Source organism: Cryptosporangium minutisporangium (genome assembly GCF_039536245.1).
GTDB lineage: Bacteria > Actinomycetota > Actinomycetes > Mycobacteriales > Cryptosporangiaceae > Cryptosporangium > Cryptosporangium minutisporangium.
Map to the genome: position 1 here is coordinate 41891 of NZ_BAAAYN010000009.1, position 25321 is coordinate 67211.

Annotated in this window: 25 protein-coding genes; 11 read left to right on the plus strand and 14 right to left on the minus strand. The window is 72.4% G+C overall.

What is annotated here, in order from left to right; genetic code table 11:
• Positions 1-59: 59 nt before the first annotated feature.
• Positions 60-1187, plus strand: a complete 1128-nt coding sequence (locus ABEB28_RS07940) for a coiled-coil domain-containing protein (RefSeq protein ID WP_345727325.1) — start codon at positions 60-62, stop codon at positions 1185-1187.
• Here the strand turns inward: ABEB28_RS07940 and ABEB28_RS07945 are convergent.
• The gene (locus ABEB28_RS07945; protein ID WP_345727326.1) at positions 1173-2189 is read right to left on the minus strand and encodes a phosphotransferase family protein; all 1017 of its coding nucleotides are present in this window, start codon (positions 2187-2189) and stop codon (positions 1173-1175) included. The genes ABEB28_RS07940 and ABEB28_RS07945 overlap by 15 nt on opposite strands.
• Before the next feature lie 256 nt (positions 2190-2445).
• Between ABEB28_RS07945 and ABEB28_RS07950 the strand changes: the two genes are divergently transcribed.
• A complete protein-coding gene (locus ABEB28_RS07950; protein WP_345727327.1) occupies positions 2446-3576 on the plus strand; it encodes an FAD-dependent monooxygenase in 1131 nt (376 codons plus the stop codon).
• Positions 3577-3865: 289 nt separating this feature from the next.
• On the opposite strand, the gene ABEB28_RS07955 is transcribed toward ABEB28_RS07950, so the two are convergent.
• Positions 3866-4540 carry a winged helix-turn-helix transcriptional regulator gene (locus ABEB28_RS07955; protein ID WP_345727328.1) on the minus strand — a complete coding sequence of 225 codons (675 nt, stop codon included), beginning with the start codon at positions 4538-4540 and terminating at the stop codon, positions 3866-3868.
• 104 nt (positions 4541-4644) lie between these two features.
• Between ABEB28_RS07955 and ABEB28_RS07960 the strand changes: the two genes are divergently transcribed.
• Entirely contained in the window at positions 4645-5451 is an 807-nt protein-coding gene (locus tag ABEB28_RS07960) for a class I SAM-dependent methyltransferase (RefSeq protein WP_345727329.1), read from the plus strand.
• Here ABEB28_RS07960 and ABEB28_RS07965 read toward each other — a convergent pair.
• Together ABEB28_RS07965 and ABEB28_RS07970 are read right to left on the minus strand one after the other, a co-directional pair.
• A complete protein-coding gene (locus tag ABEB28_RS07965) occupies positions 5430-7301 on the minus strand; it encodes an N-acyl-D-amino-acid deacylase family protein (RefSeq protein ID WP_345727330.1) in 1872 nt (623 codons plus the stop codon). The two genes, ABEB28_RS07960 and ABEB28_RS07965, sit on opposite strands and share 22 nt — an antisense overlap.
• A 90-nt stretch (positions 7302-7391) precedes the next feature.
• On the minus strand, positions 7392-8201 hold the full coding sequence (locus tag ABEB28_RS07970; protein WP_345727331.1) for a hypothetical protein: 810 nt from the start codon (positions 8199-8201) through the stop codon (positions 7392-7394).
• A 145-nt stretch (positions 8202-8346) separates the two neighbouring features.
• Between ABEB28_RS07970 and ABEB28_RS07975 the strand changes: the two genes are divergently transcribed.
• The 4 genes from ABEB28_RS07975 to ABEB28_RS07990 all read left to right on the plus strand — a co-directional run bounded on the left by ABEB28_RS07975 (position 8347) and on the right by ABEB28_RS07990 (position 11880).
• A complete protein-coding gene (locus ABEB28_RS07975; RefSeq protein WP_345727332.1) occupies positions 8347-9774 on the plus strand; it encodes a cytochrome P450 in 1428 nt (475 codons plus the stop codon).
• A 35-nt stretch (positions 9775-9809) separates the two neighbouring features.
• Entirely contained in the window at positions 9810-9995 is a 186-nt protein-coding gene (locus ABEB28_RS07980) for a hypothetical protein (protein WP_345727333.1), read from the plus strand.
• On the plus strand, positions 9992-10513 hold the full coding sequence (locus ABEB28_RS07985; protein WP_345727334.1) for an HXXEE domain-containing protein: 522 nt from the start codon (positions 9992-9994) through the stop codon (positions 10511-10513). The genes ABEB28_RS07980 and ABEB28_RS07985 overlap by 4 nt, the downstream gene beginning before the upstream one ends.
• 179 nt (positions 10514-10692) lie before the next feature.
• On the plus strand, positions 10693-11880 hold the full coding sequence (locus ABEB28_RS07990; protein ID WP_345727335.1) for a winged helix DNA-binding domain-containing protein: 1188 nt from the start codon (positions 10693-10695) through the stop codon (positions 11878-11880).
• A gap of 31 nt (positions 11881-11911) precedes the next feature.
• Here the strand turns inward: ABEB28_RS07990 and ABEB28_RS07995 are convergent, their stop codons facing one another.
• Both ABEB28_RS07995 and ABEB28_RS08000 read right to left on the minus strand, forming a co-directional pair.
• Complete coding sequence (locus tag ABEB28_RS07995) at positions 11912-13027, minus strand: aminoglycoside phosphotransferase family protein (protein ID WP_345727336.1); 1116 nt, start codon at positions 13025-13027, stop codon at positions 11912-11914.
• Positions 13028-13032: 5 nt separating this feature from the next.
• Entirely contained in the window at positions 13033-13458 is a 426-nt protein-coding gene (locus ABEB28_RS08000; protein WP_345727337.1) for a rhodanese-like domain-containing protein, read from the minus strand.
• A gap of 147 nt (positions 13459-13605) precedes the next feature.
• On the opposite strand from ABEB28_RS08000, the gene ABEB28_RS08005 reads away from it, so the two are divergent.
• The gene (locus ABEB28_RS08005) at positions 13606-14205 is read left to right on the plus strand and encodes a hypothetical protein (protein WP_345727338.1); all 600 of its coding nucleotides are present in this window, start codon (positions 13606-13608) and stop codon (positions 14203-14205) included.
• A gap of 55 nt (positions 14206-14260) precedes the next feature.
• Here ABEB28_RS08005 and ABEB28_RS08010 read toward each other — a convergent pair whose 3' ends face one another.
• The 4 genes from ABEB28_RS08010 to ABEB28_RS08025 all read right to left on the minus strand — a co-directional run bounded on the left by ABEB28_RS08010 (position 14261) and on the right by ABEB28_RS08025 (position 17476).
• Positions 14261-14629, minus strand: coding sequence for an FKBP-type peptidyl-prolyl cis-trans isomerase (locus ABEB28_RS08010; protein ID WP_345727339.1), 369 nt, complete (start codon positions 14627-14629; stop codon positions 14261-14263).
• 481 nt (positions 14630-15110) lie between these two features.
• Entirely contained in the window at positions 15111-16319 is a 1209-nt protein-coding gene (locus tag ABEB28_RS08015) for an aminotransferase-like domain-containing protein (protein ID WP_345727340.1), read from the minus strand.
• A 120-nt stretch (positions 16320-16439) separates the two neighbouring features.
• A complete protein-coding gene (locus ABEB28_RS08020) occupies positions 16440-17057 on the minus strand; it encodes a gamma carbonic anhydrase family protein (protein ID WP_345727341.1) in 618 nt (205 codons plus the stop codon).
• Positions 17054-17476: an HIT family protein gene (locus ABEB28_RS08025; protein WP_345727342.1), complete on the minus strand. Its 423-nt coding sequence runs from the start codon at positions 17474-17476 to the stop codon at positions 17054-17056. The genes ABEB28_RS08020 and ABEB28_RS08025 overlap by 4 nt, the downstream gene beginning before the upstream one ends.
• 194 nt (positions 17477-17670) lie before the next feature.
• On the opposite strand from ABEB28_RS08025, the gene ABEB28_RS08030 reads away from it, so the two are divergent.
• A complete protein-coding gene (locus ABEB28_RS08030; protein WP_345727343.1) occupies positions 17671-18618 on the plus strand; it encodes a type IV toxin-antitoxin system AbiEi family antitoxin domain-containing protein in 948 nt (315 codons plus the stop codon).
• Between the two features lie 35 nt (positions 18619-18653).
• On the opposite strand, the gene ABEB28_RS08035 is transcribed toward ABEB28_RS08030, so the two are convergent.
• From ABEB28_RS08035 to ABEB28_RS08050, 4 genes are all read right to left on the minus strand, one after another.
• Positions 18654-19676 carry a LacI family DNA-binding transcriptional regulator gene (locus ABEB28_RS08035; protein WP_345727344.1) on the minus strand — a complete coding sequence of 341 codons (1023 nt, stop codon included), beginning with the start codon at positions 19674-19676 and terminating at the stop codon, positions 18654-18656.
• Between the two features lie 220 nt (positions 19677-19896).
• Entirely contained in the window at positions 19897-21342 is a 1446-nt protein-coding gene (locus ABEB28_RS08040) for an alpha-amylase (RefSeq protein ID WP_345727345.1), read from the minus strand.
• A gap of 316 nt (positions 21343-21658) precedes the next feature.
• Positions 21659-22156 carry a hypothetical protein gene (locus ABEB28_RS43060; protein ID WP_376980862.1) on the minus strand — a complete coding sequence of 166 codons (498 nt, stop codon included), beginning with the start codon at positions 22154-22156 and terminating at the stop codon, positions 21659-21661.
• Positions 22157-22301: 145 nt separating this feature from the next.
• Complete coding sequence (locus tag ABEB28_RS08050) at positions 22302-23207, minus strand: TIGR03619 family F420-dependent LLM class oxidoreductase (protein ID WP_345727346.1); 906 nt, start codon at positions 23205-23207, stop codon at positions 22302-22304.
• Positions 23208-23364: 157 nt separating this feature from the next.
• On the opposite strand from ABEB28_RS08050, the gene ABEB28_RS08055 reads away from it, so the two are divergent.
• Complete coding sequence (locus ABEB28_RS08055; RefSeq protein WP_345727347.1) at positions 23365-24177, plus strand: CAP domain-containing protein; 813 nt, start codon at positions 23365-23367, stop codon at positions 24175-24177.
• A gap of 149 nt (positions 24178-24326) precedes the next feature.
• Positions 24327-25321 (plus strand): MCP four helix bundle domain-containing protein (locus tag ABEB28_RS08060; RefSeq protein WP_345727348.1); only part of this gene is annotated, 995 nt, incomplete at its 3' end.

Sequence of the window (25321 nt, forward strand, 5' to 3'; positions counted from 1 at the left end):
TGGTTCCGGCGGCGACGTACAGTCCGGAACAGATTTTCGCCCGGAGAAGGAAAGTGCTCGTGACGTTCGTTGCCCCGACAGCCCGCTTCCGCGTCGTCCTCGCGCTGGTCGCCGTCCTAGCCGCGCTGGGTCTCCTGTTCGGCGGTGTACCCGGTCCGGCGGTCGCGGCGCCCAGCACGGCCGAGGACGACGAGGGCGGCACCGCGTCGTTACGCCAGAAACTCGACGAGGCGGCGAGCGGTTACAACAACGCGCGAGCCAAGGCCCAGGCGTCCGAACGTCGCCGCGCCGCGTTGATCCAGAAGATCGCCGCTGCCGAGAAGCGCATCTCCGCACTCGACCGGGAAGTCCAGGAGCTGAGCGCAGCCGCCTACCGCGGCGGCCTGCCCGACCCGGCCACCGCGATGGCCAACTCGCGGTCGCTGCCGGACATGATCGGCGACGTGGGGCTGATCGAAAGCCTCTCCCAGCGCAGGCAGCAGACCCTCGACGAGCTCCGGAACTCCCGGAAGGATCTCGCGGCCGCCCAGCGCGAGGTCGACGAGCAGCTGGCGAAGCAGCGCGCCGAGCAGCGCACGATGGACAAACGGCGCCGGGACGCGGAGAAAGCACTGGCCGCGGCGGACGTCGGTGGTGAGCGCACCGGTGGTTTCTCGACCGACGGTGACAACACCGACCAGCCGGCAGCGTCGTCCGGGGGTGACCGCAGCTCGGCCGAGGCGCCGCAGGCGACCACGCCGAAGAAGCGGAAGAAGACGCGGCGTGCGGCGGCGGCTCCGCGTCGCTCGGACGGCACGTGGGCGTCGCAGGGCTGCTCGCAGGACGATCCGACGTCCGGCGGGTGCCTGACCGGCCGCACCCTGCACGCGCTGCGGCAGACGAAGGCCGCCGGCTTCACCCGCTACGTCCACTGCTTCCGGCAGGCGTCGTTCGGCGAGCACCCCAAGGGCCGGGCGTGCGACTTCGCGGCGTCGCGGAGCGGCTTCGGCGGGGCCGCGACCGGCGGCGACCGGACCTACGGAAACCGCTTGGCGGCGTGGCTGGTGGAGAACGCCGACCGGCTCGCCGTCCTCTACGTCATCTGGTACCGGCAGATCTGGCTACCTGGCTCCGGCTGGCGGGCGTACCAGAGCGGCGGCGACCCCTCGTCCGCCCATACGAACCACGTCCACCTATCGATCCAGTAAGCCGGCGAGCGCGCGCTCGGCCAGCATCGGCACCGCTCGCCCGGCCGCCGCGTAGCCGTCGCCGACGGTGCCACCGGCCAGGTAGCGGGCGTGCACTCCCTCCAGGATCACCGCGAGCTTGAACTCGGCGAACGCCCGATAGAGCGGCAGCAGGTCCAGCTCCCGGCCGGTCCGGGTCGCGTAGGCCGCGGCGAACTCGTCCGCGGTCGGGAAGCCGGGATGCCCGGTGACGCCGCCCGCGGACGAGACCGAGCCGTCGTCCGCCCAGTAGAGGAGCGTCAGCGCCAGGTCGGCCAGCGGGTCGCCGAGCGTCGAGAGCTCCCAGTCGACGACGGCCGCGACGTCGGTGCCCCGGATGATCATGTTGTCGAGGCGGTAGTCGCCGTGCACGAGCGTGGTCTCGCTGTCCGTCGGCAGGTCCGTGCCGAGCCGGGTCAGCAACTCCTCCATGACCGGCAGGTCGCGCGTCTTGGACGCCGCCCACTGCCGCCCCCACCGGCGTACCTGCCGCTGCAGGTAGCCGGTCGGCGGGCCGAACTCGGAGAGACCGGTCTCCACCAGATCGACCTCGTGGATCCGGGCCAGCGCCTCGACCACGCTCGCACCGATCGCGCCCCGGTCGTCGGGCGCGAGTGCCGCGGTCTGCTCCGGCCTGCGGTAGACCTCGCCGACGACGTCCTCGACCAGGTAGAACGGTGCACCGAGGACGTCCGGGCCCGGCTCGAACGCGGCTGTGCGAGCCACCGGGACCGCGCTCTGCTGGAGGCCGGAGAGCACCCGGTACTCGCGCCCCATGTCGTGTGCGCTGGGCAGTACCGGCCCGCGCGGCGGCCGCCGCAGGATCAGGGAGCTCGCCTCGAACACGACTCGGAACGTGAGGTTCGAGAGGCCGCCGGAGATCAGCGTGGCGCTCTGGACCGTCCCCTGCTCGGGGAGGTGGACGGACGCCCACGCGGCGAGGGCGTCGAGGTCGAGCCCGGGTAACGAGGATTCTGGGGCCACGTTGCTTACCTCCGTGAACCGACAATGCGGTCGAGTTGGACGCTCTAGTCTGGCAGCGCCCGCCCGATGGCTCCACCCCAGAGTATTTGTCTGGTGCATGGTCGGTATGGTGAGAATTGATTTCCTTCATGTGACCGGGATCTCGCATAGTGAGGCGTTCCGGCGCCCGGTAACTCCTCGGTAATCACCCGGCCCCGCCGCCGCTACACCTGTGCCGCCCGACGCCGCCCCGCGGCCCGATTCGGAGAACGATGTCATGCCTGCTGTCCAGAACGTCCTGGTCGTCGGCGGCGGTGCGGCGGGCGCCGCATCCGCCATCCTCCTCGCCGAGCAGGGTGTCGCCGTCGAGGTCGCGGAGGCGAACCCGGACGTCACGACGCTCGGCTCCGGCATCACCCTCCAGGGCAACGCGCTGCGCGTCCTTCGCCGGCTCGGGGTCTGGGAGCAGGTGAGCGCGAAGGGTTACGCCTTCAACGACCTCGGGATCCGCGCTCCCGATCCACATGGCACCGTGGTCGCCGAGTTCCCGGACGCCCGCACCGGCGGCCCCGAACTGCCGGCGACGCTCGGGATGTACCGCCCCGACCTGGCCGCGATCCTGATGCAGCGCGCCACCGAGCTGGGGGCGAAGGTCCGGTTCGGCTCGTCGTTCGCCGAGCTGACCCAAGACGACCACGGAGTCGACGTGCGGTTCTCCGACGGCTCGTCCGGCCGGTACGACCTGGTGATCGGCGCGGACGGGATCCGGTCGGCCGTGCGGCGCGCGATCGGCGTCGAGCTGGAGACCCGCTCCACCGGCATGGGAATCTGGCGGGTGTTCGCGCCGCGTCCGGCCAGCGTCACCCGGACCGACCTGATCTACGGCGGCCCGAGCTACATCGCCGGGTACTGCCCGACCGGCGAGGACACGCTCTACGCGTACATCGTCGAGAAGGTGCAGGATCGCAGCGGGCTCTCGCCGGCCGAGAAGTTGGCCACGATGGTCGAGCTCTCGCAGGCCTACCACGGGCCGTGGGACGACATCCGCCCCGGCCTGACCGACCCGAGCCGGGTCAACTACACCCGGTTCGAGACGCACCTCCTCGACGCGCCGTGGAACCGCGGCCGGGTCGTGCTGATCGGCGACGCCGCGCACACCTGCCCGCCCACCCTGGCGCAGGGCGCGGCGATGGCACTGGAGGACGCGGCGGTCCTGGCCGAGTTGCTGACCACGGCGGAGCAGCTCGACCAGAGCGTGTTCGACGTGTTCACGGTGCGGCGCTACGAGCGCGCCAAGCTCGTGGTCGAGTCGTCGGTGCAGCTCGGGCAGTGGCTGATCGACGGTGTCCGCGGGGACGTTCCCGGCTTGATGGGGAAGGTGTCCGCCCTGGTGAGCCAGCCAGCCTGAGGTCCGGCCCGACCGCCGTCCCGGGTGGCACCCGCCGCCCGGGGTGGGGCGCGCCGCCCCGGAACTTCCCGACAGACCGCTTCCCCGCTCCCTCCGAGAGGTGGTCTTTCCGAAAGACCACCTCTGCGCGCCCCATGAGAGGTGGCCTTCCCGAAAATCCGCCCGCGCCCGGCGCCGCCCGCCCGCCCGCCCGCATCGCGCCGCGCGCCCGTGCCTCTGTGCCGCGCGCCCGTGCCACGCGCTGCCTGGAACTCGCCCGGCGCCCGGCGCCCGGGGCCCGCGGGCGAGGCTAGACGCGGGGCACAGAGGCGAACGCTGTGGGGCGGAACCACGTCGGAACCGCGCGCCGCAACGGTTCCGGGCCGTCCAGCGCGACGTCCCCGGTACGCACCGCGTCCCACCAGGACACGTCGCCCCGCCACACCAGCACCATCCGGCGCAGGTCCGCGGTGACCCGCACCGCCACGTCGTGGCCCGGGTCGACGTCGCACACGTCGACGTCGGGCGGGGTGATCACCATCCACCAGTCCTGCTTCCGCGGCGCCGCGCCGGGGAAGCGGAACTGGACGACGGTCCGTCCCGCCGGGACCGCGCCGTGGTCGACGTTGCGGTGCAGGTCCCAGAGCAGCAGCTTGGGGTCGAGGTCGGAGTCGCCGAGCTCGCCGACCCAGCGGACGCCCCACGCACCGAGCGCCGCGACGATCGGCGCCAGCTCCGCACCGGCGGGCGTCAGCACGTACTGCACTTCGCGCTCGCCGGGCCGCCGCTCCACGACCCCGGCCGCGACGAGGTGCTGCAGCCGTTTGGACAGCAGCGTCGGGGAGATCCGCGGCAGCCCGCGCCGCAGGTCGTTGAAGTGCCGGCTGCCGGCGACCAACTCCCGCACCACGAGCATCGTCCACCGCTCGTCGAGCAGTTCCATGGCCTTCGCGACCGGGCAGAACTGGTGGTACGTGGCTCCCATGGGTCAGTTCTAGTACAGATCGTGTACTAGAAGGGCACCCACCGTTTTCCTACCGTCGTTCCGACGGGCCGGCACCAGGTCGGCCGAGGACACGGGGGACACCCATGACCACTGACACGGCGTTGAAGGCCAAGCACAGAGCGATGTGGGCGCTGGGTGACTACCCGGCCGTCGCCACGGACCTGATCAGCTCGCTCGGCCCGATCCTGGTCGCCGCCGCGGGGCTCGGGCCCGGGCGGCGGGTGCTCGACGTCGCGGCGGGTACCGGCAACGTCGCGATCCCGGCCGCACTCGCCGGGGCGGACGTCGTCGCCTGCGATCTGACGCCAGAGCTGCTGCGGGTGGGCGAACTCGGTGCCAAGGAGAGCGGCGCGACGGTCGTCTGGCAGGAGGCCGACGCGGAGAACCTCCCGTACGACACGGGCGAGTTCGACGCGGTCGTCTCCTGCGTGGGCGTCATGTTCGCGCCGCACCACCAGGCCGCCGCGGACGAGTTCGTCCGGGTCTGCCGGCCCGGCGGCCGCATCGGGTTGATCAGCTGGACGCCCGAGGGCTTCGTCGGGCAGCTCTTCGCCGCGATGAAGCCGTACGTCGCGCCGCCGCCGCCCGGTGCCCAGCCGCCACCGCTGTGGGGGAGCGAGGCACACCTGAGCACCCTCTTCGGCGACCGGGTCCGCGGCGTCGCCACCCGCAGGCAGAACGTGCTGGTCGAGGGCTTCGCGACCGGCGCCGAGTTCCGCGACTACTGGAAAGAGATCTACGGTCCGACGATCGCGGCCTACCGCGGCCTCGGCGGCGACCCCGACCGCACCGCCGCGCTCGACCGCGACCTGGCCGACCTCGGCGATCGCTACCTCACCGGCGGCGTGATGCCGTGGGAGTACCTGCTCTATACGGCTTCGGTGGCCTGAGCCAGCGAGCCGTTCTCCACCGGCGACCGCTGAGCCCGCTCGACCTCGGAGAAGGCCGGAGGTCGGACGGGGTTCAGCGGCGCCCGGCTCTCCTCCCGGTAGCGGAGGAAGCGGCCGGTGCGCCGGGAGACGCCGTACTCCGGGCGGAACTCGCCGCCGGAGAACACCACCTCGCCGCCGATCACGGTCGCGTCCACGGCAGCGTCGTTCCGGTTGACCATCCGGCGCAGGCCGCCGAACTCCGGGAGCGGCTCCTCGTGGTAGCTCGCGAGGACGTCGGCGTCGAGTCCGGCCGGGTCGACCACCACCAAGTCGGCCCGGTCGCCGACGCGCAGGTGCCCGGCATCCAGACCGAGCCAGTCGGCCAGCTCTCCGGTGAGCCGGTGCACCGCACGCTCGGTGGTGAGGAACGGCCGGCCGGCTCGCTCGGCGTCCCGCACCCGGCCGAGCAGGCGGAGGCCGTAGTTGTAGAAGGCCATGTTCCGCAGGTGCGCCCCGGCGTCCGAGAAGCCGTACTGCACGCCGGGTAGCGCCGACAACCGGTCGAGGATCTCCGGGCGGTCGTTGACGATCGTCGTCTTCCAGCGGAACTTCCGCCCGTGCTCGACCACCAGGTCGAGGAACGCGTCGACGACGTGCACGCCGCGGGCCTCGGCGACATCGGCGACCGACTGTCCCACCAGCGAGGCGTCCGGGCACTCGACGATGTACGCGTCGGCGAAGTCGCGGTGCCAGACCCGGGAGCTGAATCGCTTCTCGAAATCCCGGCGGAACCACCGCCGGTATCCCTCGTCGCGCAGCAGCCGATCGCGCTCCAGTTCGTCCTGCAGGTGCAGGGCGGCGGCGCCCGCACCGAACTCCTCGAACACCACCAGGTCGACGCCGTCCGCGTGCACCTCGAACGGCACGGGCAGGTGCTGGAACCGGAAGTTGCCGCGACCGGGCCCGTTCGCCAGCCAGGAGAGCGGTCCGAAGATGCGCCAGAGCCAGCGGTCGGACTTCGGGTCGGCGGCCGAGAGCAGCGACGTCTTCAGTGCCTTGCGGCCGATCCCGGTGCTCGTGCCGAGGAAGAACAGCACGTCGTACTTCGTGTTCAGGTTCGGGATGCTCTGCAGGATCGCGCCGCGCTTGCGCAGTAAGCGGTGCAGCGTGCGGTACTCCGACCAGTGCGCGTAGGTGCTCGGCAGCGACCGGGAGCGGTACCGGTCACCGTCCAGTTTGTCCCAAGGGTTCGTCATCGTCGACAGCCCGATGAAGCCGGCGTCGAGCGCGTCGGAGAGCAGGTCGGTCATCTGCCGCAGCTCGCCGGCGGCCGGCCGGTGGCTCCGATCGGTGGCTCGGCCGAGCCCCATCACCGTGGTCCGCAGGTCGGAGTGGCCGAGGAACGAGGCGACGTTCGGCCCGAGCGGGAGTTGCTCGACCGCGGCGGCCCACTCGGACGGCCGGGTCCAGGTGCGTCCCTCTCCCAGTGCGGTGAGCACGTGCTGGCGGGGGAGCGCTTCGACCCGACTGAACAGATCGGCGGCGTCGACCGGCTCGACGTAGATCGTCGAGAGCGAGCAGTTGCCGACCACCACCGTCGTGACGCCGTGCCGGACCGACTCCTTCAGCCCGGGGGAGACCAGCACCTCGGCGTCGTAGTGGGTGTGCAGGTCGACCATGCCGGGCAGCACCCAGCGTCCGGTCGCGTCGATCACCTCGGTGGCCGGTCCGACCGGCAGCGGGTTGACCGCGCCGTCCGCCACCTCCACCACCAGTCCGTCGCGGACGCCGAGGTCACGGATCGCGGACGGCGCACCGGTGCCGTCGAACCAGCGGCCACCCCGGATCACGAGGTCGAAGTCGGTCATCGCACACCCTCCCGGCGTGACGTGCACCACAGATGCGCCCGAGGGTAGCGCGATATCTGATCAACAATCGTCAGAATCCCCGAGTCCGGATCAGACGCGTACGTGCACCGGGGTTCCTGGCTCGGGATGGTCGAGGACCGCGCTCGCGTTTCCGCCGCGGAGAAGGAGCTCGTACCACCGCACCTCGGATCCGTCCGCCCGGGTCCATCCCGAGCTGCCCGGCGCGAACGACAGCGACCCGGCGGGGACGTCGAACGTTCCGTCGCTCACCACCGCCTCCGCGCCGACGCCGCCCACCCGCAGCGTCACCACCGAGCCCAGCGGCGCCGGCGGCTCCGACCAGCTCGTCTTGAGGTTTCCGTAGCCGTCGACGTAGAGCACCGCCCGCTCCGGCGGCGGTGGGATCCGGCCGGGGTCGACCGGGCCCACCACGTCGGCCTCTCCGGCCAGCACCCGCGGGAGCAGGGACGGGAACGCGTCCCGGGACCGGAACTGCGACCCCGAGTTCGGAATCGCCAGTTCCGACAGCGACACGGCCTCGTCCCGCAGGAACGAGAAGACGTGGCCGGCGTCGACCGCGACGACCTGGGTGCCGTCGGGCAGCACAGCGGCCACCAGCCGTTCGCCTTCGTTGTCCGGCCGGGGCTCGTCGGTGTCGGCGCGCGGCGCCACGTTGCAGTAGATGAGCCGGCCGGGCGGACCCGGGGTGAGCGCCAGTTGTGCGACGCAGAAGCCGGCGCCGATCGTGTCGAACGGTGGCACCGGCGTGTAGACGACGTCGGCGTCCGGCAGGTAGCGGGCCAGTCGCTGGCGGACCTCCGCGTAGGCCAGGTCGCCCACGCCGTAGTCGGCTATCAGCTGCAGCAGCATGTTCTCCTCCTCGTCGAGTCGATCGGGCATACCCCGGTCGCCGCCTCCGACGCCCCGCCGGGTACGCGACGACGTCGGTTACCGAGATCACCCGAGGTCCGCGCTGCCGGATGTGCTACCCGGCGTCCGGTTCTAGGAGCATGTCTGCGGTGTGGCATCCAGTTTGTACCTATTCATGCCCTTAGTTTGGGACGTCAGCGCGCGGGCACAGGTCGGCACGATGCGCATCGACGAGGAGGGGCCGATGACCGACGTCCAGACGCAACCGACGACCCGGCCGGCGGTCCGGCCGGTCTCGCGAGCCTCCGTGCTCGACACCACCCGCGCGCTGGTCAACCCGCTCGCGGCCACCGTCGCCATCGGAGTGATCCAGCGGCGCCCGTGGGCGGTGAAGCTGGCCGCGCGACTCGACGCCGACCGCCGCGGCGTGCGGCAACTGCAGCGGTTGCGCAGTCGCTACGGCGACGGTCTGCTGCGGCTCCGGGTGCCCTTCCGTCCGATCACGCTGGTGCTCTCGCCGGACGACGTCCGCACGGTGCTGGAGGGTGCTCCGGAACCGTTCACACCCGCCAACCAGGAGAAGGAAGCGGCCCTCGAACGATTCGAACCGGGTGGCGTCCTCATCTCCTCGCCGGGCGAGCGGCCGGGCAAGCGCGCGCTGAACGAGGCGGTCCTGGACACCGCGGAGCCGGTCCACCGCCACGCGGACGCGATGCTCGCGGCGATCGTGGAAGAGGGCCGGTCGACGGCGGTCACCGGCAGCCTGGACTGGGACCGGTTCTCGTCCTCGTGGTGGCGCATGGTCCGGCGGATCGTGCTCGGCGACGCGGCGCGCGACGACTTCGAGACGACCGACCTGCTGTCCCGCTTGCGCCGGGACGGTAACTGGGGGCCGTTCCACCCGTCGCGTCCGGCCGCCACGGCCGCCTTCCAGCGGCGGATCCAGGAGTACGTCGCGCGCGCCGAGCCGGGTAGCCTCGCGGCGCTGGCAGCGGCGTCGGCCGCGCGGGACGGCGTCGCTCCGGAACAGCAGATCCCGCAGTGGCTGTTCGCGTTCGATGCGGCCGGGATCGCGACCTACCGGGTGCTGGCGCTGCTCTCCACCCACCCGGAACAAGCTCGGTGCGCCGACGAAGAGATCGGCGGCCGGGACCTGTCGGTCCCGCAGGACCTGCCCTACCTGCGGGCCTGCGTGCACGAGGCGGTCCGGCTCTGGCCGACGACGCCGGCCATCCTCCGTGACTACGTGGCACCGCAGCCGGGTGGGCACGCGGACTCCGGGCTGGCCGACGGCGAGTTGGTGATGATCTACGCGCCGTTCTTCCACCGGGACAACCAGCGCCTGCCGTACGCGGACCGGTTCACGCCGGACATCTGGCTCGACGGGCGGGCACGGGAGAGCTGGTCGCTGGTGCCGTTCAGCGGTGGCCCGGCGCAGTGCCCCGGCCGCAACCTGGTGCTCTACACGACGAGCTCGATGCTGGGGGTACTGCTCCGCGAGCACCGGTTCGAGCTGACGTCGTGCTTGGGACTGGACCCGCGGCACCGGCTCCCGGGCAGCGTCGACCACGTGAGCATGCGCTTCTCGGTGACCCACCGCTGACCTGACCGCACCTCTGCACCCACGCGGCGCCGGAGGTGGACGTCCCCGCGCTGCTGCACGGCGCCGCCGCGGGCGGCGTCCGGGTGGAACGCCTGGCCGGTTACGGCGGGTCGGCCGACGGCCTGGTGTTCGGCTTCGGGCTGATCCCGGTCGAGCGGACCCAGCCCGGTCTGGAGGCGCTGGGCGCGGCGTTGTCCGGGCGCGGTAAACCCGTTCCATGACATCTTCGGTGACCCCGTGGGCGACTTGGGGCTTGTTCGCGGCCTGGCTGGTGCACGACGTCGAGGAGGCGGCGACGATGAGCCGCTGGGCGCAGCGGGCCCGTCCGGAGCTCGCCGCCCGGTTCCCGGCGGTGCCGGAGCGCGCGTGGCGCGTGCTGGACGTGACGCCTGCCCAGGCCGGGATCGCGATCGGGTCGGTCGGTGTCGTGATGGCCGCGGCCGCCGCCGACGGAGCCCGGACCGGCGGCCGCAGCGGCTTCTACCAGGCCGCGCTGGTGGGATTCGGGCTGCACGCGCTCTCGCACCTCGGCGCCTCGGCGGCGGCCCGCGGTTACACGCCGGGCGTCGTCACGACGCCGCTGGTGGTGGCCCCGTTCTCGATCTGGGCGTGGCGGAAGCTCGGCGCGGCGGGTGTGCCGCGGAAGGGTGGCCCGTCGACGTGGTGGGCCGTCGCCGCGCTTCCGCTCACCGTCGGCGGCGGCCACGCGCTGGCCCGTTGGGTGACCCGCCGCCGCTGAGCCCTCGCCGTGCGCGCGGTCCACCGCGGTTCGATCGGTGCGCACGGCCGAGGCATGCGGCGCGCACAGCCTGCCGCGGCCGGGGCTTCCGCTCGAGGGCTGGGCCGCAGGGACGGATCCCTCCGACGGGGCCGTCGGCGGGTCGGGAACTGTCGGTGGGGTGGGGAAGGATCTCGGGCGTGCGGGAGATCACGACGGAAGAGCGGCGGCGTCGGCTCGGCGTCCGGCATGCGCTGGCGTCCTCGGCTCGGGTGGCGGACCCGGTCGCGGCGGCTACCGCAGTGGTCGCGCTGCACGCGACCGACGCGCCCACGGTGTTTCTCGCCGTCCGCGCCCGGGCCGATCCGGCTCCGCCCGCCGTCGTGGAGGACGCGCTGTACGTGCAGCGGTCGCTGGTCCGCATGCTCGGTATGCGGCGGACGATGTTCGTGGTCCCGAGCCCGATGCTGCCGATCGTCGAGGCGTCGACCATGCAGCGGGTCGCGGCTGCGCAACGCCGCCTGCTGCTCAAGCATCTGCGCGAAGCGGGGGTACCGGACACCGAACGCTGGCTCACCGACGTCGAAGCCGGCACGCTCGCCGCGCTCGCGGCCCGGGGCGGCGCCGCCACCGCGAACGAGCTCTCCGCCGACGAACCACGGCTCCGCACGGCGCTGCTGATGGCGCCGGGCAAGCCGTACCAGGCCCGTACCACGATCACCACCCGCGTACTCACGGTCCTCGGCGCCGACGGGCGCATCGTCCGTGGCCGGCCGACCGGGTCGTGGCTCTCCCAGCGGTACCGCTGGGCGCTGGCCGAACAGTGGCTGCCGGTACCGCTCGACCGGCCGTCCGAGACCGAAGCCCGAGCCGTCCTGGCCCGCGAGTGGCTGGCCGCGTACGGGCCGGCGCCCGCGTCCGACCTCCAGTGGTGGACGGGCTGGACCGGAGCCCAGGTCAAGCGGGCGCTGGCCGACGCCAAGGCCGTGCCGGTGAGGCTGGCCGACGGTGGATCCGCCGTTGTGCTGCCGGACGATCTCGACCCAACGGCGGATCCGGGCCCGTGGGCGGCGTTCCTGCCCGCGCTCGACCCGACGACGATGGGGTGGGCGGAGCGGAGCTGGTACCTCGGTTCGTACGGGCCGCTGCTCTTCGACCGTGCGGGCAACGCCGGTCCGACGCTCTGGCTGAACGGCCGGATCGTGGGCGGCTGGGCGCAGCGGCCGGACGGCGCGGTCGCGGTCCGCCTGTTCGAGGACGTCGGTACCGAGGGAAGGGCGCTGGTCGACGCCGAGGCCGGGCGGCTGACGCGGTGGCTCGCGGAGGTGGGCGACGTCCGGGTCGTCCCGCGCTTCCGCACGCCGGTGGAGCGGGAACTGTCCACCTGATCCGCGCGGTTCGCCGCGGCTCGAGCGGTGGCTACCGGAGGCGGGGCAGCAGTATGCGGGCGACGTCGAACGCGCGGCCGGTCGGCCCGGGGCCGCCCTGCGCCGGTGACGCCCCGGGAATCCGTCCCTCGGTGTCCCACACCTCGGAGAGCATCGCGACCGCGAAACCCCACGCGGTGATCCGCTCGATCGGCTCGCCGAGCCCGTCCGCGAGCTGTTCCACCCGCGCGGGAACCAGGGCCAGCAGGGCCTCGTCCCGTCGGTCCGGATCCGGGTTGTAGAGCAGCGCCCCGGCGTCGTAACCGGGGTCGCCGACGACCCCGTGCGGATCGATGGCCAGCCAGGGTGCCCGCTCGGCGCGCAGCACGTTGTCGTGGTGCAGGTCGCCGTGGAGCACGACGCGCCGGGTCGCGCTGTCGCACAGCTCGGTGAAGAGGCGGTCGGCCCGCTCGACGAGCGCGCGGGGGAGCGGACCGTCGTCACCGAACGTCTGCAGGTAGCGCGGGAAGGCTTCGCGCTGCTGCCGCACGTCCGGTAGGCCGGAGTCGCCCGAACCTGGTGCCGGCTCGGCGCCGGGTGACGGTTCGGGCGTGGCCGTGCCGCCGCTCGCCGGTTCGGGAGTGTGAACGCGGTCGCGGACCGGTTCGGGGGCGGACACGCGATCGCGCCGCGGTTCGACGGCGGCGCGGTGCAGGCGCGTCGCGACCGCGACGAGTGCGGCGGTGGCCTCGGCGTCGCGCCCCGCGATGACCTCGTCGCGGAGGAGGGAGCCGGGCCGCACTTGCTCCAGCAGCAGCGCGCCCCGCTGATCGTCCGCGTCGAGCAGCCGGGCGGCTCCGTGCCCGTCGAACGCACGCAGCGCCGCGGCCTCGTCCTGCAGGTGCCCGAACCCGGGCGGGCCGAGCTTCAGGACCGCCGGCGCGCCGGCGGCATCGGTCACCTGCGCGACCCAGTGGTACGAGAGACCCGAGTAGGGCGCGCCGATCGTGAGCCCCCACTGCCGGGCCACGGCGTCCACCAGCGCGGGCAACGCGTCCAGCCACTGCCGACCTGCGTCGCCCCACACCGCGGTCGCGTTCCGTACCAGCGCCGGCGGCGCGGCGGCGAAGCCATCCGGCCCGGGCCGGACGTCAGAGGTCCGTGTCATCCCGATCAACCCCGCATCGGGGCCGGGTCGCCCCCGACCGGCAGCTCGGCGGCCCGCCAGGACCAGAACCCACCGGCCAGGTCGGTCGCGCGCCAGAGCCCCAACTCGCGCAGCCGCGCCGCGACGACGCTGGACTCCTCCCCGTCCCGGGATACCAGCACCACCTCCACGTCGTAGCTGGTCACTTCGGGGATGTGCCCGCCGCTGTGCGGAATCAGCCGCCACTCCAGTACCGACGGCTCGAGCACGATCGCTCCCGGTAGCCAGCCCTGCTCCTTGCGGTCCACCGTCGACCGGATGTCGATCAGCAGCGCGCCGCGGACGAACGCCGCCACGGTCTCCGCCGGGGTCAGCCGCCACGCGAACGCGCCGGCCCTGGCCGCGCTCGGATCGTCGCCTCGGCTTTGCTCGTCTGCCGGATCCTGGTGCACGCCCCCGATTGTGTCCCGCGCGTCGACGTGGCCCACACCGGAGGTCGAGTGGTTCCCGGGCCCCCCTTTCGCCGGATGCGGTTGCGCGCCGTTTCCGCGGGCATCATGGAGCGACGGCGGAGAACGGGAATCGCCCGGGGAGGTGCAGTGGACCAGCGGAGCGACGTCGCGACGTCGGCGGCCGAGGCCGGTCGCGTGCGGCCGACCGACGCCGAGGTGCGTTCCGTGCTGCGGACCCTCGGCGAACCGGAGAACGCCGGTGTGCTGCTCCAGGGCACGGATCGGGCGGCTCGCCACAGCCTGGCCGCAGCGGTGGTGCGTGCGCTCGGCGATCGCGCGGCGCTCGTCGTCCCGGTCGACGGCCCGACCGACGCCGACGAGATGCTCGAAGCGGTAGCCGACGAGTTGGAGGACGCTGCCCGCGCGAACGGCCACCCGGACGCGCACCCGTGGCATGCGCTGGCCGTGCCGCTGCGGAACCGGGAGCAGCACTGGACTGCGCGCTTCCAGCTCCTCACCGTTCACGTCCTGCCGCACTGGCCGGTCCTCTTCCGGTACCAGGACGTCGAGGCCGACCTCACCGCAGCGGGGACGTTCGCCGACCCCGACCTGGGCGCGCTGGTCGCTGCCTGGGTCCACGACCCGGGGCGCGGTCGCGCAGTGCTCACCAGCGCGGCACCGGTCGCGCTCCCCACGAACCCGGACCGTCCGCTGCGCACGCACCACGTCGGCGCGGCGGCTCGCTGAGCGCCGGACGCCGCCCGGCGCACCCTCCCGCCGGGCGACGTCCGGTTTCGTCAGGTCAGCGAATGCCGACGAGGTCCACGACGAAGATCAGCGTCTCGCCGGGCTTGATCACGCCGGCAGCGCCACGGTCGCCGTAGCCGAGGTGCGGCGGGATCGTGAGCTTGCGGCGCCCACCGATCTTCATGCCGTTGACCCCCTGGTCCCAGCCCGCGATGACCTGGCCGGCGCCCACGGTGAACTCGAGCGGCGCGCCGCGGTTGTACGAGGCGTCGAACTCCTTACCGGTGGAGTGGGACACCCCGACGTAGTGGACCGAGGCGACCTGCCCGGCTCCCACGGTGGCGCCGTCGCCGACGGTCACGTCCTCGACGACCAGGTCGGCCGGGGGTGCACCCTCGATCGGGCCGACGTCGGGCTTCTGCATCAGTTGCCTCCTGCATGAGCGGTTAGGGCAACTTGATCGAACCATGGCGCCCCGGACCCGGACGCCCCGGCTCGCCGCGTCGCAGGTCGGGGGTGCTCGGGCGGCAGTGTCCTAAGCAGAGCTGAGCGGAGCCTTAAAGCGGGTGGCAAGGATGGGCGGGTGATCACCTTTCTGGGTGATCCTGGTCCAGCCGGCCGGACCACCCCCCCGGGTCCGGCCGGCCCCCCGCCGTTGTAAGGGGGCGGTCGGCGACCACCGCTGCGCCGCCTCCGGGCCGGCTCCCCGCCGTTGTAGGGGGCGGTCGGCGACCACCGCTGCGCCGCCTCCGGGCCGGCTCCCCGCCGTTGTAGGGGGGCGGTCGGCGACCACCGCTGCGCCGCCTCCGGGCCGGCTCCCCGCCGTGGTAAGGGGGCGGTCGGCGACCACCACTGCGCCGCCTCCGGGCCGGCCCCCGCCGTTGTCAAGGGGCGGCTTCAGCCGCTCAGACGGCCGCTGGGGTCTCGGCGCCGACGGCCAGTGCGGTGGCGAGCCGCCCCATTCCTTCGCGGATCTGGTCCGGCGTGTTCGTGGTGAACGAGAGCCGGAACGTCGACCGGTCCGGCGTCGCCGCGTAGAACGGGGCACCCGGCACGAACGCGACGTCGTGGGCGAGCGCGGTCGGCAGCAGCTCCGTCGCGTCGAGGTCTCCCGGCAGCCGCACCCAGGTGAACATCCCGCCGTCCGGCTCGGTCCACCGGCTGCCCGGCGGCAGCGTGCCCGGCAGCGCGGCGATCATCGTGTCGCGCCGCTCCCGGTAGGCGTCCTGGAGCCGCCGGACGTGCGCGTCGAGGTCGGTGACCGCGAGGTACGCCGCCGCCGCGGCCTGGTCGATCGTGGACGTGTGCAGGTCGGCGGCTTGTTTCGCGACGACCAGCGCCGGCCGCAGTGCGGCCGGCGTCCGCACCCAACCCAACCGCAGGCCCGGCGCCCCGATCTTGGAGAAGCTGCCGAGGTAGAGGACGCGGTCCGCGGCGTCCGGCGCGGCGGCGAGCGGCGCCAGTGGGGTGCCGCGGTACCGCAGCTCGCCGTACGGGTCGTCCTCCACCACCCAGAGGCCGGACTCCGCGGCGACCTGCGCCACCGCGGCTCGGCGCTCGGCCGGTAGCGTCCGCCCGGTCGGGTTGGCGAACGTCGGGACCGTGTAGAACAGCACCGGGCGGTGGCGTGCGACGACGTCCGCCAGCGCGTCCGGGTCGACGCCGTGTTCGTCGCCGGGCACCGTCACGATCCGCGCGCCGGCCAGCTGGAAACACTGCAGCGCGGCCAGGTACGTCGGCTCCTCCACGGCGACCACCGCGTCCGGGTCCAGCAGCGCGGTGGCGACCAGCGTCAGCGCCTGCTGGGAGCCGGTGGTGACCAGCAGGTCGCCGGCGTCCGTCGGCAGCCCGCGCCCGGTGAGCCGGTCGGCGATCAGCGCGCGCAGCTCGGGGTTGCCGTCGGTGGGCGCGTACTGCAGCGCGAGCCGGGCTCCGGGCCCGGAGAGCACCCGCGCGTAGGCGCCCCGGACGCCGTCGACGTCGAAGAGCTCCGGTGCCGGCAGGCCGCCGGCGAACGACAGCACTTCCGGACGCTCCAGCAGCGCGAGCAGGTCGCGGACCGGCGAGCTGGCGACGCCGCGCAGCCGGGCGGCGAGTGGGGGCGTGCGGGACACGGCGGTTACCTCCAGGGCTCGGACGGACGGGCCGAGCTGTGGCGGTGGTGCCGCGTCGCCCGGCCGGGTAGTAGCAGGCCCTGGTCGAGGATCCGAATCCCAGCGTAGGTCGGGGTCCTACTATTCGAAATCTGGTTCCCGAATAATGGAATCGCCGCGGTGATGGCCGAGTGTACGCGCGTACCGCTCCATCATCCGCACCATGGCCGCGGGTGCGTCCCGGTCGACGCCGAAGACGTAGCCGGGGAAATCGAGGTCCCGCTGGACTTCCCAGATCTCCTCGTGCCGGTCGGGCGGGAGGATCCGCGCCGGGTCGCCGACCGCGACCCAGCCGATCGGCACCATCGATCCCGGCGGGAGCACCGTCCGCAGATGGACGCACCCGTTCACCCGCACCTCGCAGCCGTCCCCGATCCGGGCGCCGTTGAAGACGACCGAGCCGGTGGCGAGGAACGTCTCGGTTCCGATCTCCGCCCCGGACACGCTCGCGTGCGGACCGACCAGGCTGTACGCCCCGATCCGCAGCGGATCCCGCCGCGTGCCGCGCAGCACCGCGTTCTCCATGACGACGACGTGCTCGGCCAGGCGCACCGGGCCACCGTCCGCGGTCACCACCGCACCGAACAGGATCCGGCAGTGCGGTCCGATCTCGACGTCACCGGCGAGGACGGCGGTCGGCGCGACGTAGGCGGACGGATGCACGACCGGCCGGGCGCCGTAGCGTTCGAGCAGCGTCATCGCGCCTGCGCCGCGTACCCGTTCTTCTCCAGCGTCGCGCGGATCCGTTCGGCGGCTTCGTCCATGTCCTCGGAGTCCGGCCGCGGGTCGGCGTTGCCGAAGTCGAGGTCGTCCATGTCCCAGGCCGGGTAGGTGTGCAGGTGCAGGTGCGGCACCTCGAACCCGGCGATGATCAGCGCCGCCCGGGGTGCGTCCCACGCCTCCTTCACGGCCTGCCCGATCGTCTGCGCGACGGTGGTGAGGTGGGTGAGGAGCTCGGCTGGGGCGTCGGTCCACTGGTCGATCTCCTGGCGCGGCACGACCAGGGTGTGGCCGGGCCGGATGGGCGCGATGCTCAAGAAACCGACCGCGTGCTCGTCTTTCCAGACGAACCGCCCGGGAAGCTCACCGTTGATGATCCGCGTGAAGATGGTCGCCACGTCGCCAGCATGCCAGAGCCGGGGTCCCGCTTGGTTGCTCTCCCGCCGTCGTCGGTCGCTGTCGGATCCTGCCGCGCAGTGGGTGTCGGATCCTGCACGCCGTGAGGTGCAGGATCCGACACCCCCGCGGTGCTGCGTCCACAGATCGCGACCCGCCCCTGTCGAGGGGGGCGGTTCCGCACCACGGTGGCCCCGTGGATTCCGATGCAGCCCTCGCGCAGCTGCTCGCCGTACAGCAGGGCCTCATTCTGCGGCGGCAGGCGCGCGACCTCGGGCTGACCGACCGGGCGATCGCGTGGCGCATCGCGCAGGGCGACTGGCGACGGGTCTTCCCGGGGCTCTACGCCACGTTCGCCGGGGCGCCCACGGAGGAACAGCGCCTGATCGCCGCGACGCTCTACGGCGGCCCGGGCACGCAGATCACCGGCGTGGCCGCACTCCGCTGGCACGGGCTGCGCTACCTGCCCGACGAACCATGGGTCCACGTCTTGAAGCCGGGCGGATGCTGGAAAGATTCCCGCGGATTCGTCGTGGTCACCCGGACGAAACGGCCGGATTCCTATCCGGTGCTCCGCCCGGCGTTCGAGGTGTGCTCGCTCGCCAGGGCGGGTGCGGACGCCGCCCGCGCCGGATACTCCCGCCGGGACGTGCGGGCGTTCCTCGCCGAGATGGTGCAGCGTCGGCGGGTCACGCTCGAGCAACTGGACGCCGAGCTGCGGAATGGCGCCGTGCGCGGCAGCAAGCTGCTGCGGCGGGTGCTGGACGAGGTGCGGGACGGCGTGGGCTCGGCGCCGGAAGCGGAACTCCGTGAGTTGACCGGACGCAGCCGGATACTCCCGCCGATCCGCTGGAATCCGGTGCTCGTCGCCGCCGACGGCACGCCGCTGCCCTCCCCGGACGGCTGGATCGAGGAGGTCGGGCTCGCGCTCGAAATGGACTCCGACGAGTTCCACACGTCGTTGGACGATCTGCGCCGGACCCGGGACCGGCACAACCGGCTGGCCACCTGCGGCATCCTCACCCTGCACTTCTCGCCCTGGGAGATTCGGCACGAGCCGCGACGGGTGCTCGCCACCATCGAGGCCGCCTACCGTGGGCGCCCGGCTGGCTTCACCGGCGTCCTTCTGGCGACGGCGCTGTAGTGCGAGGCGTCCCGTGCCCCATCGCGCCGCCGCGTTCAGCGGGCGCGGAGACGGGGGCCGGAGCCGGTGGAGCCGCGGACCACCAGCTCGGGCTGGAACACGAACTCCGACTTCGGCCCGGGCACCCCCGCGATCTCGTCCAGCAGCATCTGCACCGCCGCCGTCCCCATCGCCTGCACCGGCTGGCGCACCGTCGTCAGCGGGGGATCGGTGAACGCCACCAGCGGCGAGTCGTCGAAGCCGATCACCGAGACGTCGCCCGGCACCGAACGGCCGAGGTCACGGATCGCGCGGATCGCCCCGAGCGCCATCAGGTCACTGCCGCAGATCACCGCCGTGCACCCGCGCGAGACCAGGGCAGCCGCCGCGGCTCGTCCACCCTCCACCGTGAAGAACGTGTGCTCCACCAGGTCACTGATGTCCGACACTCCGAGCTCGGACCGCAGGCACTGCTCGAAGCTCTCCAGCTTGCGCAACACCGGGACGAACCGGCGCGGCCCCACTGCCAGGCCGATCCGCTCGTGCCCGAGGCTGACCAGGTGCGTCACCGACTGGCGGATCGCGGCCCGGTCGTCGGTGGAGAGGAACGGCGCGGCCACCCCGGGCTGGTACCCGTTGATCAGCACGATCGGCAGCCGCCGCGCCGCCAGCCGGTTGTACCGCTCGGTGTCGGCGGTGCTGTCCGCGTGTAAGCCCGAGACGTACACGATGCCCGCGACACCCCGGTCGACGAGGATCTCGGTGTAGGCGTCCTCGGTCATGCCGCCCGGCACCTGCGTGCAGAGCACCGCGGTGAACCCCTGCATCGAGAGGCCCTGCTCGATGACCTGTGCGAAAGCCGGGAAGATCGGGTTCTCGAGCTCGGGTGTGATCAGCCCGATCAGACCCGCGCTGCGCTGCTGCAGCCGCGGCGGCCGCTCGTAGCCGAGGATGTCGAGCGCGGCCAGCACGGCCTGGCGGGTTGCCGGTGAGACCCCCGCCTTGTCGTTGAGGACCCGGCTGACGGTCGCCTCGCTCACGCCGGCCTTCACGGCCACGTCGGCTAGCCGCGGGGTCATGGTTGGCACTCTAGTCCTGCACTTCCTCGACTCTCCGGGGCGGATGTGGGCGACCGGACAGGTGACCGCCGACGCGCGGCATCGGCAAGGCGCCGGCGGCGGTTCCGCCGGCGCCCCGCGGTGTCAAGCCGGGGTGGAGCCCGGCCTCACATCGGGTCGGCGCTGCTCGCGCCGACCCACCGGGTACGCCCCCGCCCGGGGCATGCGTACCCGGAGTTCTTCACACCCGGGCCAGGTGGTGGATCGCGAGCGCCCCCATGGCCGGCACCGACGCCGTGAACTGGCCGTCGGTGCCCACGGTCACGGTGGGGCCGGTGCACGCGCCGTCCCGTACCTCGCCGCGCGTGACGTCGCAGTACGTGCCGGCGGGTAGCGACGTCGAGAACGTGCGGGACAGGGCCGCGGGCTCCCGGTTGACCGCCACGTAGCCCTGCGAGCCACGTCCGAAGGAGATCTGGTTGCCGCCGTTCGTCCACCAGTTCGCGACCGGCGCGGACCCGACCGCGTTCCGAAAGCCGACCATGTTCGCGATCGGTGTCTGCCGATGCTCGCACACCCAGCCCGAGCCGCAGCTGACGTCATTCGTCCGCCCGTCGGCGGAGGACGGCGGACCGGCCTCCTTGTCGGTGAACGCGAAGCTGCTCATCACCACCGGCGTGCCGTACGGCCACGCGAGCTGGAACACGTTCGCCAGCGTGTAGAGCGCCCCGTCGTGGTAGGTGAGCGCGGCCTCCGAGCGCTGGGTGTCGTGGTTGTCGGTAAACACCACCGACGATTCGCCGGGTTCCAAGCCGTTCCCCAGCGAGGATAGCGACGCGAGCGTGCCGCCCTCGAACGCCGCACTCAGCTGCTGCCCGTAGCGGAACTCGATCACGTCGCCGTTGCCCCGGTACTGCGACGGCTGCACCGGCTCCCCGGCTCCGTAGACGACCTCCTGGTAGAGGTACGGATCGCCGCTGAGCCGGGACTTGATCGCCGCGATGTCACCGGGCGGCATGTGCTTGGCGGCGTCCACCCGGAAGCCGTCGACGCCGAGCGAAATGAGGTCGTTGAGGTAGGCCGCCACCCGGTTCCGGACGTACTCGGTGCCGGTGGCGAGGTCGGCCAGGTCGACGAGCTCGCAGTGGTGCACCTCCCACGCGTCGTTCCAGTTCACGATGTCGTCGTTGCCGTTGCGGCCACAGTGGTGGAAGTCCTGGGTCTGGTAGATCCCGGGATAGTCGTAGTGCGTGAACGACGAACCGGCACTGCCTCGGGTCCCGTCCGGCCAGGTGCCTGCGGTGTGGTTGATCACCGCGTCCGCATAGACTTTGACGCCGGCCGCGTGGCAGGCCTGCACCATCGCGGCGAACTCGGCGCGGGTACCGCTGCGGCTCTCCAACTGGTAGCTGATCGCCTGGTACCGCTGCCACCACGGGTATCCGCGCGACGGCAGGACGATGTTCTCCTGCGGCGGAGAGATCTGCACTCCGCCGTAGCCCTTCGGGCCGAGCACGTTCGTGCACTCGGCCGCGACGTCCGTCCACTTCCACTCGAAGAGCTGGACGATGACCGACCTGCCGTCGTTCCCGGGTGGGGGAGCGGCGGTCGCCACCGGCGAGCCGGGGACGAGGAGGGCGGTGGCGAGTAGCGCGAGTGTCGCCGACCACCGGGGGATGCTGCGCACGGGTACCTCCAGAGAGCGGGGTCGCCTGCACGGACCCCCGTCCGCGGCCGCTTGCAACTTCTTTCACAAGGCCGTGGAATCCGTGTCACCCACGGTTCATGGCGTGGGCGTGGAGCGAAGGATGTCCGCTTCGAACCTCCGGGTCAAGAGGCAGTTCGTCGGTTATGTGGTGGCTAGGGCCCGCAGTCACTGCAACGTCCTGCAATTCCTTGCAAGAGATTACAGAATCGTTATCGACGTTCGGCCGCGGCCCGCCGTCACGAAACGCCGAAGGCCCGGCTCCACACGGGAGCCGGGCCTTCAGCCGGTCGCTGACTTACTGCGGTGCGGACGGCGGGGGAGCGCTCGGCGGCGGCGGCGGGCTGGACGGCGGCGGCCCGTAACCAGTTCCGGGTCCACTGGTCGGCGGCGGGCCGTAGCCGGTGCCCGGGCCGCTGGTCGGCGGGCCGTAGCCGGTACCCGGGCCGCTGGTCGGCGGGCCGTAGCTACCGGGACCGCCGGGACCACCGGGACCACCCGGCCCGGGGCCGTATCCGCCCGGACCGCCCGGCCCGGGGCCGCCAGGACCACGGCGACGGCGCATGTACAGCACGACGGCGATCACGATGATCGCGACGAACAGGAGGCAGCAGATGATGCCGCAGAGGCCGCCGCCGAAGCCACTCCTCCGTCGGGGTCGCCTGGCTACTTCTATCGCGACGTTGGCGAGCGCCGGATTCTCGGCGGCCCAAGCTTGGACAGGAATCAGCACGGCGAGCGCGGTGGCGATCGCCGTCGCGCCGAGCGCGGTTAGCGTGCGACGGAGAGTGCTCATGGTCCCAGTGTCCTCGCCGACGCAACGAAGCGCTCGACGGCCCGCCACTTACTGAATCATCAGCGCCGTACGCAGCCGCAACAACTGGGACGAACCATCGCTTTCTGTCACATGTGGACGGCGGCGGCCAGAGCGCCGCAGCCCGTCAACGGCGGGTTCCGGGGGCGAGCGCGTCGAGAACGGTCAGCGCGTGTCGGAGCGCGGTTCCCGGCTCGACGTCGACCGAACCGACCGCCGGATCGAAGTTCAAGTCGACGAACACCTCGGTGATGCCCTGCTCTTCCAGCACCGGAAGGTCGTTCTCGACCTGCTCCAACGATCCGGTGAGCAGGCCCTTCCGCTCGCCGACGATCACCACGCCACGGCAGACGAACCGCAGCGCGTCCGGGTCGCGGCCGGCCCTCTCGGCGGCGGTACGCACGGCGGTGACGGCCGGTCCCAGCTTGGTGAGGTCGAACGTGCTGCGGCTGATCCATCCGTCGGCCAGTCGTCCGGCGCGATCCAGTGCCCGAGGCGCGTCCCCGCCGATCAAGATCGGTGGACGCGGTCGCTGCACCGGCTTCGGGAGCACGGTGGACGACTCGATCCGGTAGAACTCGCCCTCGAACGCGACCGGATCGGGGCCCCAGACCGCGTCCAGGCACCGTAGGTACTCCTCGAACCGCGCACCCCGACGCTCGAACGGGACGCCGGCCGCGCCGAACTCCGCCGGTAGCCAACCGAGCCCCAGGCCGGCCAGCAGCCGTCCGCGCGACAGCACGTCGAGCGTCGCGAGCTGCTGGCCGAGCACGGCCGGCGCGGTGAACGGGGCGTTGACGATCGCGGTGCCGAGGCCGATCCGCTCGGTCGTGCCGGCGGCGAACGCCAGCGCGACCAGCGGATCGAGGACGCTCGTGTACTGCGGAGGCAGCGGCTGTGCGTCCGGCACGAGCAGGCGCTGGAATGACCAGAGCGTGCGATAACCGAGTTCCTCGGCGTGCCGGGCCACGGTCACCGCGTTCTGCGGCGTCGCCCATCCTCCCGCAACGGGGAGGCCGAATCCGATGTCCATGGGCCGAGCATTTCATTGTCGGTCCCGGCAACCGGGGCGCACCCGTTATACCCCCGTACCCTCACCGACCGATTTCTCACCGGTCCGGAACCCCCGCCGATCTGATCTGCGACGCCAACGGCAACCGCCGCCGGCGCCGAAAATAGGGGGACTACCTGTGCGAACCACCGTGCGTACGAAGATCGGTTTCGGCATCGCCGCCGCGGCCGTCTTGACCACGATGGCTGTCGGTTCGGGCTCCGCGGCTACGGCCGCCGAGCTTCCGACTGGGGGTTACGACCGCTACGCCTCGCAGTACCAGTACGGCTACGGGGACAACTCGTACTACCGGCAGTGGAGCAGCCCGCGTTACGCGCCGCGGCCCACCACGCAGCCGACGACGACCCGCCCGACGACGACCCGTCCGACCACCACCACGCCGGTCGCCAAGCCGACCACGCCGACCACGACGCGGCCCAGCACCGCCCCGGCGCCCACCACGACCGCGCCGACCACGACCGCGCCGACAACGACGACGCCGGTGGGCAGCACCGCGACCGGCACGTCGTCCGCTCCGGCGCTCGCCGTGCTCGCTCAGATCAACAAGGTCCGGGCCGCTCACGGCGCGAAGGCGCTGACGATGAACAGCCAGCTGGTCGCGGCGGCTCGTCAGCACAACCTGGTGATGGCCGGCGGGTGCGGCCTCTCGCACCAGTGCTCCGGAGAGGGCAACGTCGGCGTGCGGATCAGCGCGCAGGGCCTGAAGTGGAGCGCGTACGCCGAGAACATCGGCTACGGCAGCACCAGCTCCGCGACCGACGCCGTGCTCACCGCGACCGCGACCCGGATCACCCAGAGCATGATCGACGAGGTGGCGCCGAACGACGGCCACCGCCGGAACATCCTCAACCCGTCGCTCGGCCAGATCGGCATCGACCTGTACCGGGACGCCAAGGGCACGCTCTGGATGACCCAGGACTTCTCCAACTGACTCGTGTCCGTCCGAACGCCCCCGATCGCGCTGCGGTCGGGGGCGCTCGGCATGTCTGCCTCAGGTGACGGCGTCCCCGGCCGATGGGGGATCGAGGACTACGTCGGTCGGGCCCGGGGGCACCGGCCCAGGGTGAGCGAAGGACGCAGATGACCGGTCGACTGGCCAACCTCTCGGTGCTGGGCAAGATCATGGCGGTCGTCGGAGTGGTCGCGCTGGTCGCGGCGATCACCGGCGGCGTCGCCTGGGTCCGGATGAACACGCTGGACGACAAGGTCCGAGGCCTCAACGAGCACAACATCTACCGGCTGGACCAGGTGACGACGATGCAGGGCGGCCTCGCCGACATGTATCTGTCGTTCGTCCTCTACAACCAGGCCACCACGGCCGCCGACAAGGCGACGTACGAAGCCGGGGTGAAGGAGGCCCAGGGACTGGTCAACGAGGGGTTCGCGGCGTACCAGAAGGCACCGGACGAGCAGCCCGAGTGGAGGACGCTGGTCGATGCCTTCGGTGCGTCGTGGACCGAGTACACCGGCGCCTTGAACGCGCTGGTGTTCCAGGACGCACCGCCCGCCGGCGTGACGGTCGCCACCGGGGCCGCCGCGGTCACCCAGCTGAATACCTCGCAGGCCGAGTTCAACGAGGCGATCGACGCGCTCCAGGAGCTGGAGAACCGGCAGGCCGCACAGGACGGCAAAGACGCCGACTCGGCGGCCTCGAGCGGGAAGACGCTGATTTTGATCGTGCTGGTCGTCGGCCTGTTGTTGGCGTTGGCTCTCGCGGTCGTCGTGGGCCGCGGCATCGCCCGCCGGCTCGCGCGCGTCGGTGAGGTGTTGGACGCGGTGGCCGACGGCGACCTCACGCGCCGCGCGGATGCCGACTCCTCCGACGAGGTCGGAATGATGGCGCGGGCGGTCAATCGGGCGTCGGAGTCGCTCCGGCAGACGGTGGCGGCGCTGGCGACCTCGGCCCGGACGCTCGCGGACTCGTCCCAGCAGCTCTCGGCGTCGGCCGAGGCGATCGCGGCCACCTCGCAGGAGACTTCCACCCAGACCGGAGTGCTGGCGTCGGCGTCGGAGGACGTGTCGCGCAGCGTGCAGACGGTGGCGGCCGGTAGTGAGGAGATGGGTTCGGCGATCCG

Coding starts and splice junctions, on each gene's coding strand:
- ABEB28_RS07950 (WP_345727327.1), top strand. CDS start 2,446: ATGCCTGCTGTCCAGAACGTCCTGGTCGTCGGCGGCGGTGCGGCGGGC.
- ABEB28_RS07955 (WP_345727328.1), bottom strand. CDS start 4,540: ATGGGAGCCACGTACCACCAGTTCTGCCCGGTCGCGAAGGCCATGGAA.
- ABEB28_RS07960 (WP_345727329.1), top strand. CDS start 4,645: ATGACCACTGACACGGCGTTGAAGGCCAAGCACAGAGCGATGTGGGCG.
- ABEB28_RS07965 (WP_345727330.1), bottom strand. CDS start 7,301: ATGACCGACTTCGACCTCGTGATCCGGGGTGGCCGCTGGTTCGACGGC.
- ABEB28_RS07970 (WP_345727331.1), bottom strand. CDS start 8,201: ATGCCCGATCGACTCGACGAGGAGGAGAACATGCTGCTGCAGCTGATA.
- ABEB28_RS07975 (WP_345727332.1), top strand. CDS start 8,347: ATGCCCTTAGTTTGGGACGTCAGCGCGCGGGCACAGGTCGGCACGATG.
- ABEB28_RS07985 (WP_345727334.1), top strand. CDS start 9,992: ATGACATCTTCGGTGACCCCGTGGGCGACTTGGGGCTTGTTCGCGGCC.
- ABEB28_RS07995 (WP_345727336.1), bottom strand. CDS start 13,027: ATGACACGGACCTCTGACGTCCGGCCCGGGCCGGATGGCTTCGCCGCC.
- ABEB28_RS08010 (WP_345727339.1), bottom strand. CDS start 14,629: ATGCAGAAGCCCGACGTCGGCCCGATCGAGGGTGCACCCCCGGCCGAC.
- ABEB28_RS08020 (WP_345727341.1), bottom strand. CDS start 17,057: ATGACGCTGCTCGAACGCTACGGCGCCCGGCCGGTCGTGCATCCGTCC.
- ABEB28_RS08035 (WP_345727344.1), bottom strand. CDS start 19,676: ATGACCCCGCGGCTAGCCGACGTGGCCGTGAAGGCCGGCGTGAGCGAG.
- ABEB28_RS43060 (WP_376980862.1), bottom strand. CDS start 22,156: ATGAGCACTCTCCGTCGCACGCTAACCGCGCTCGGCGCGACGGCGATC.
- ABEB28_RS08050 (WP_345727346.1), bottom strand. CDS start 23,207: ATGGACATCGGATTCGGCCTCCCCGTTGCGGGAGGATGGGCGACGCCG.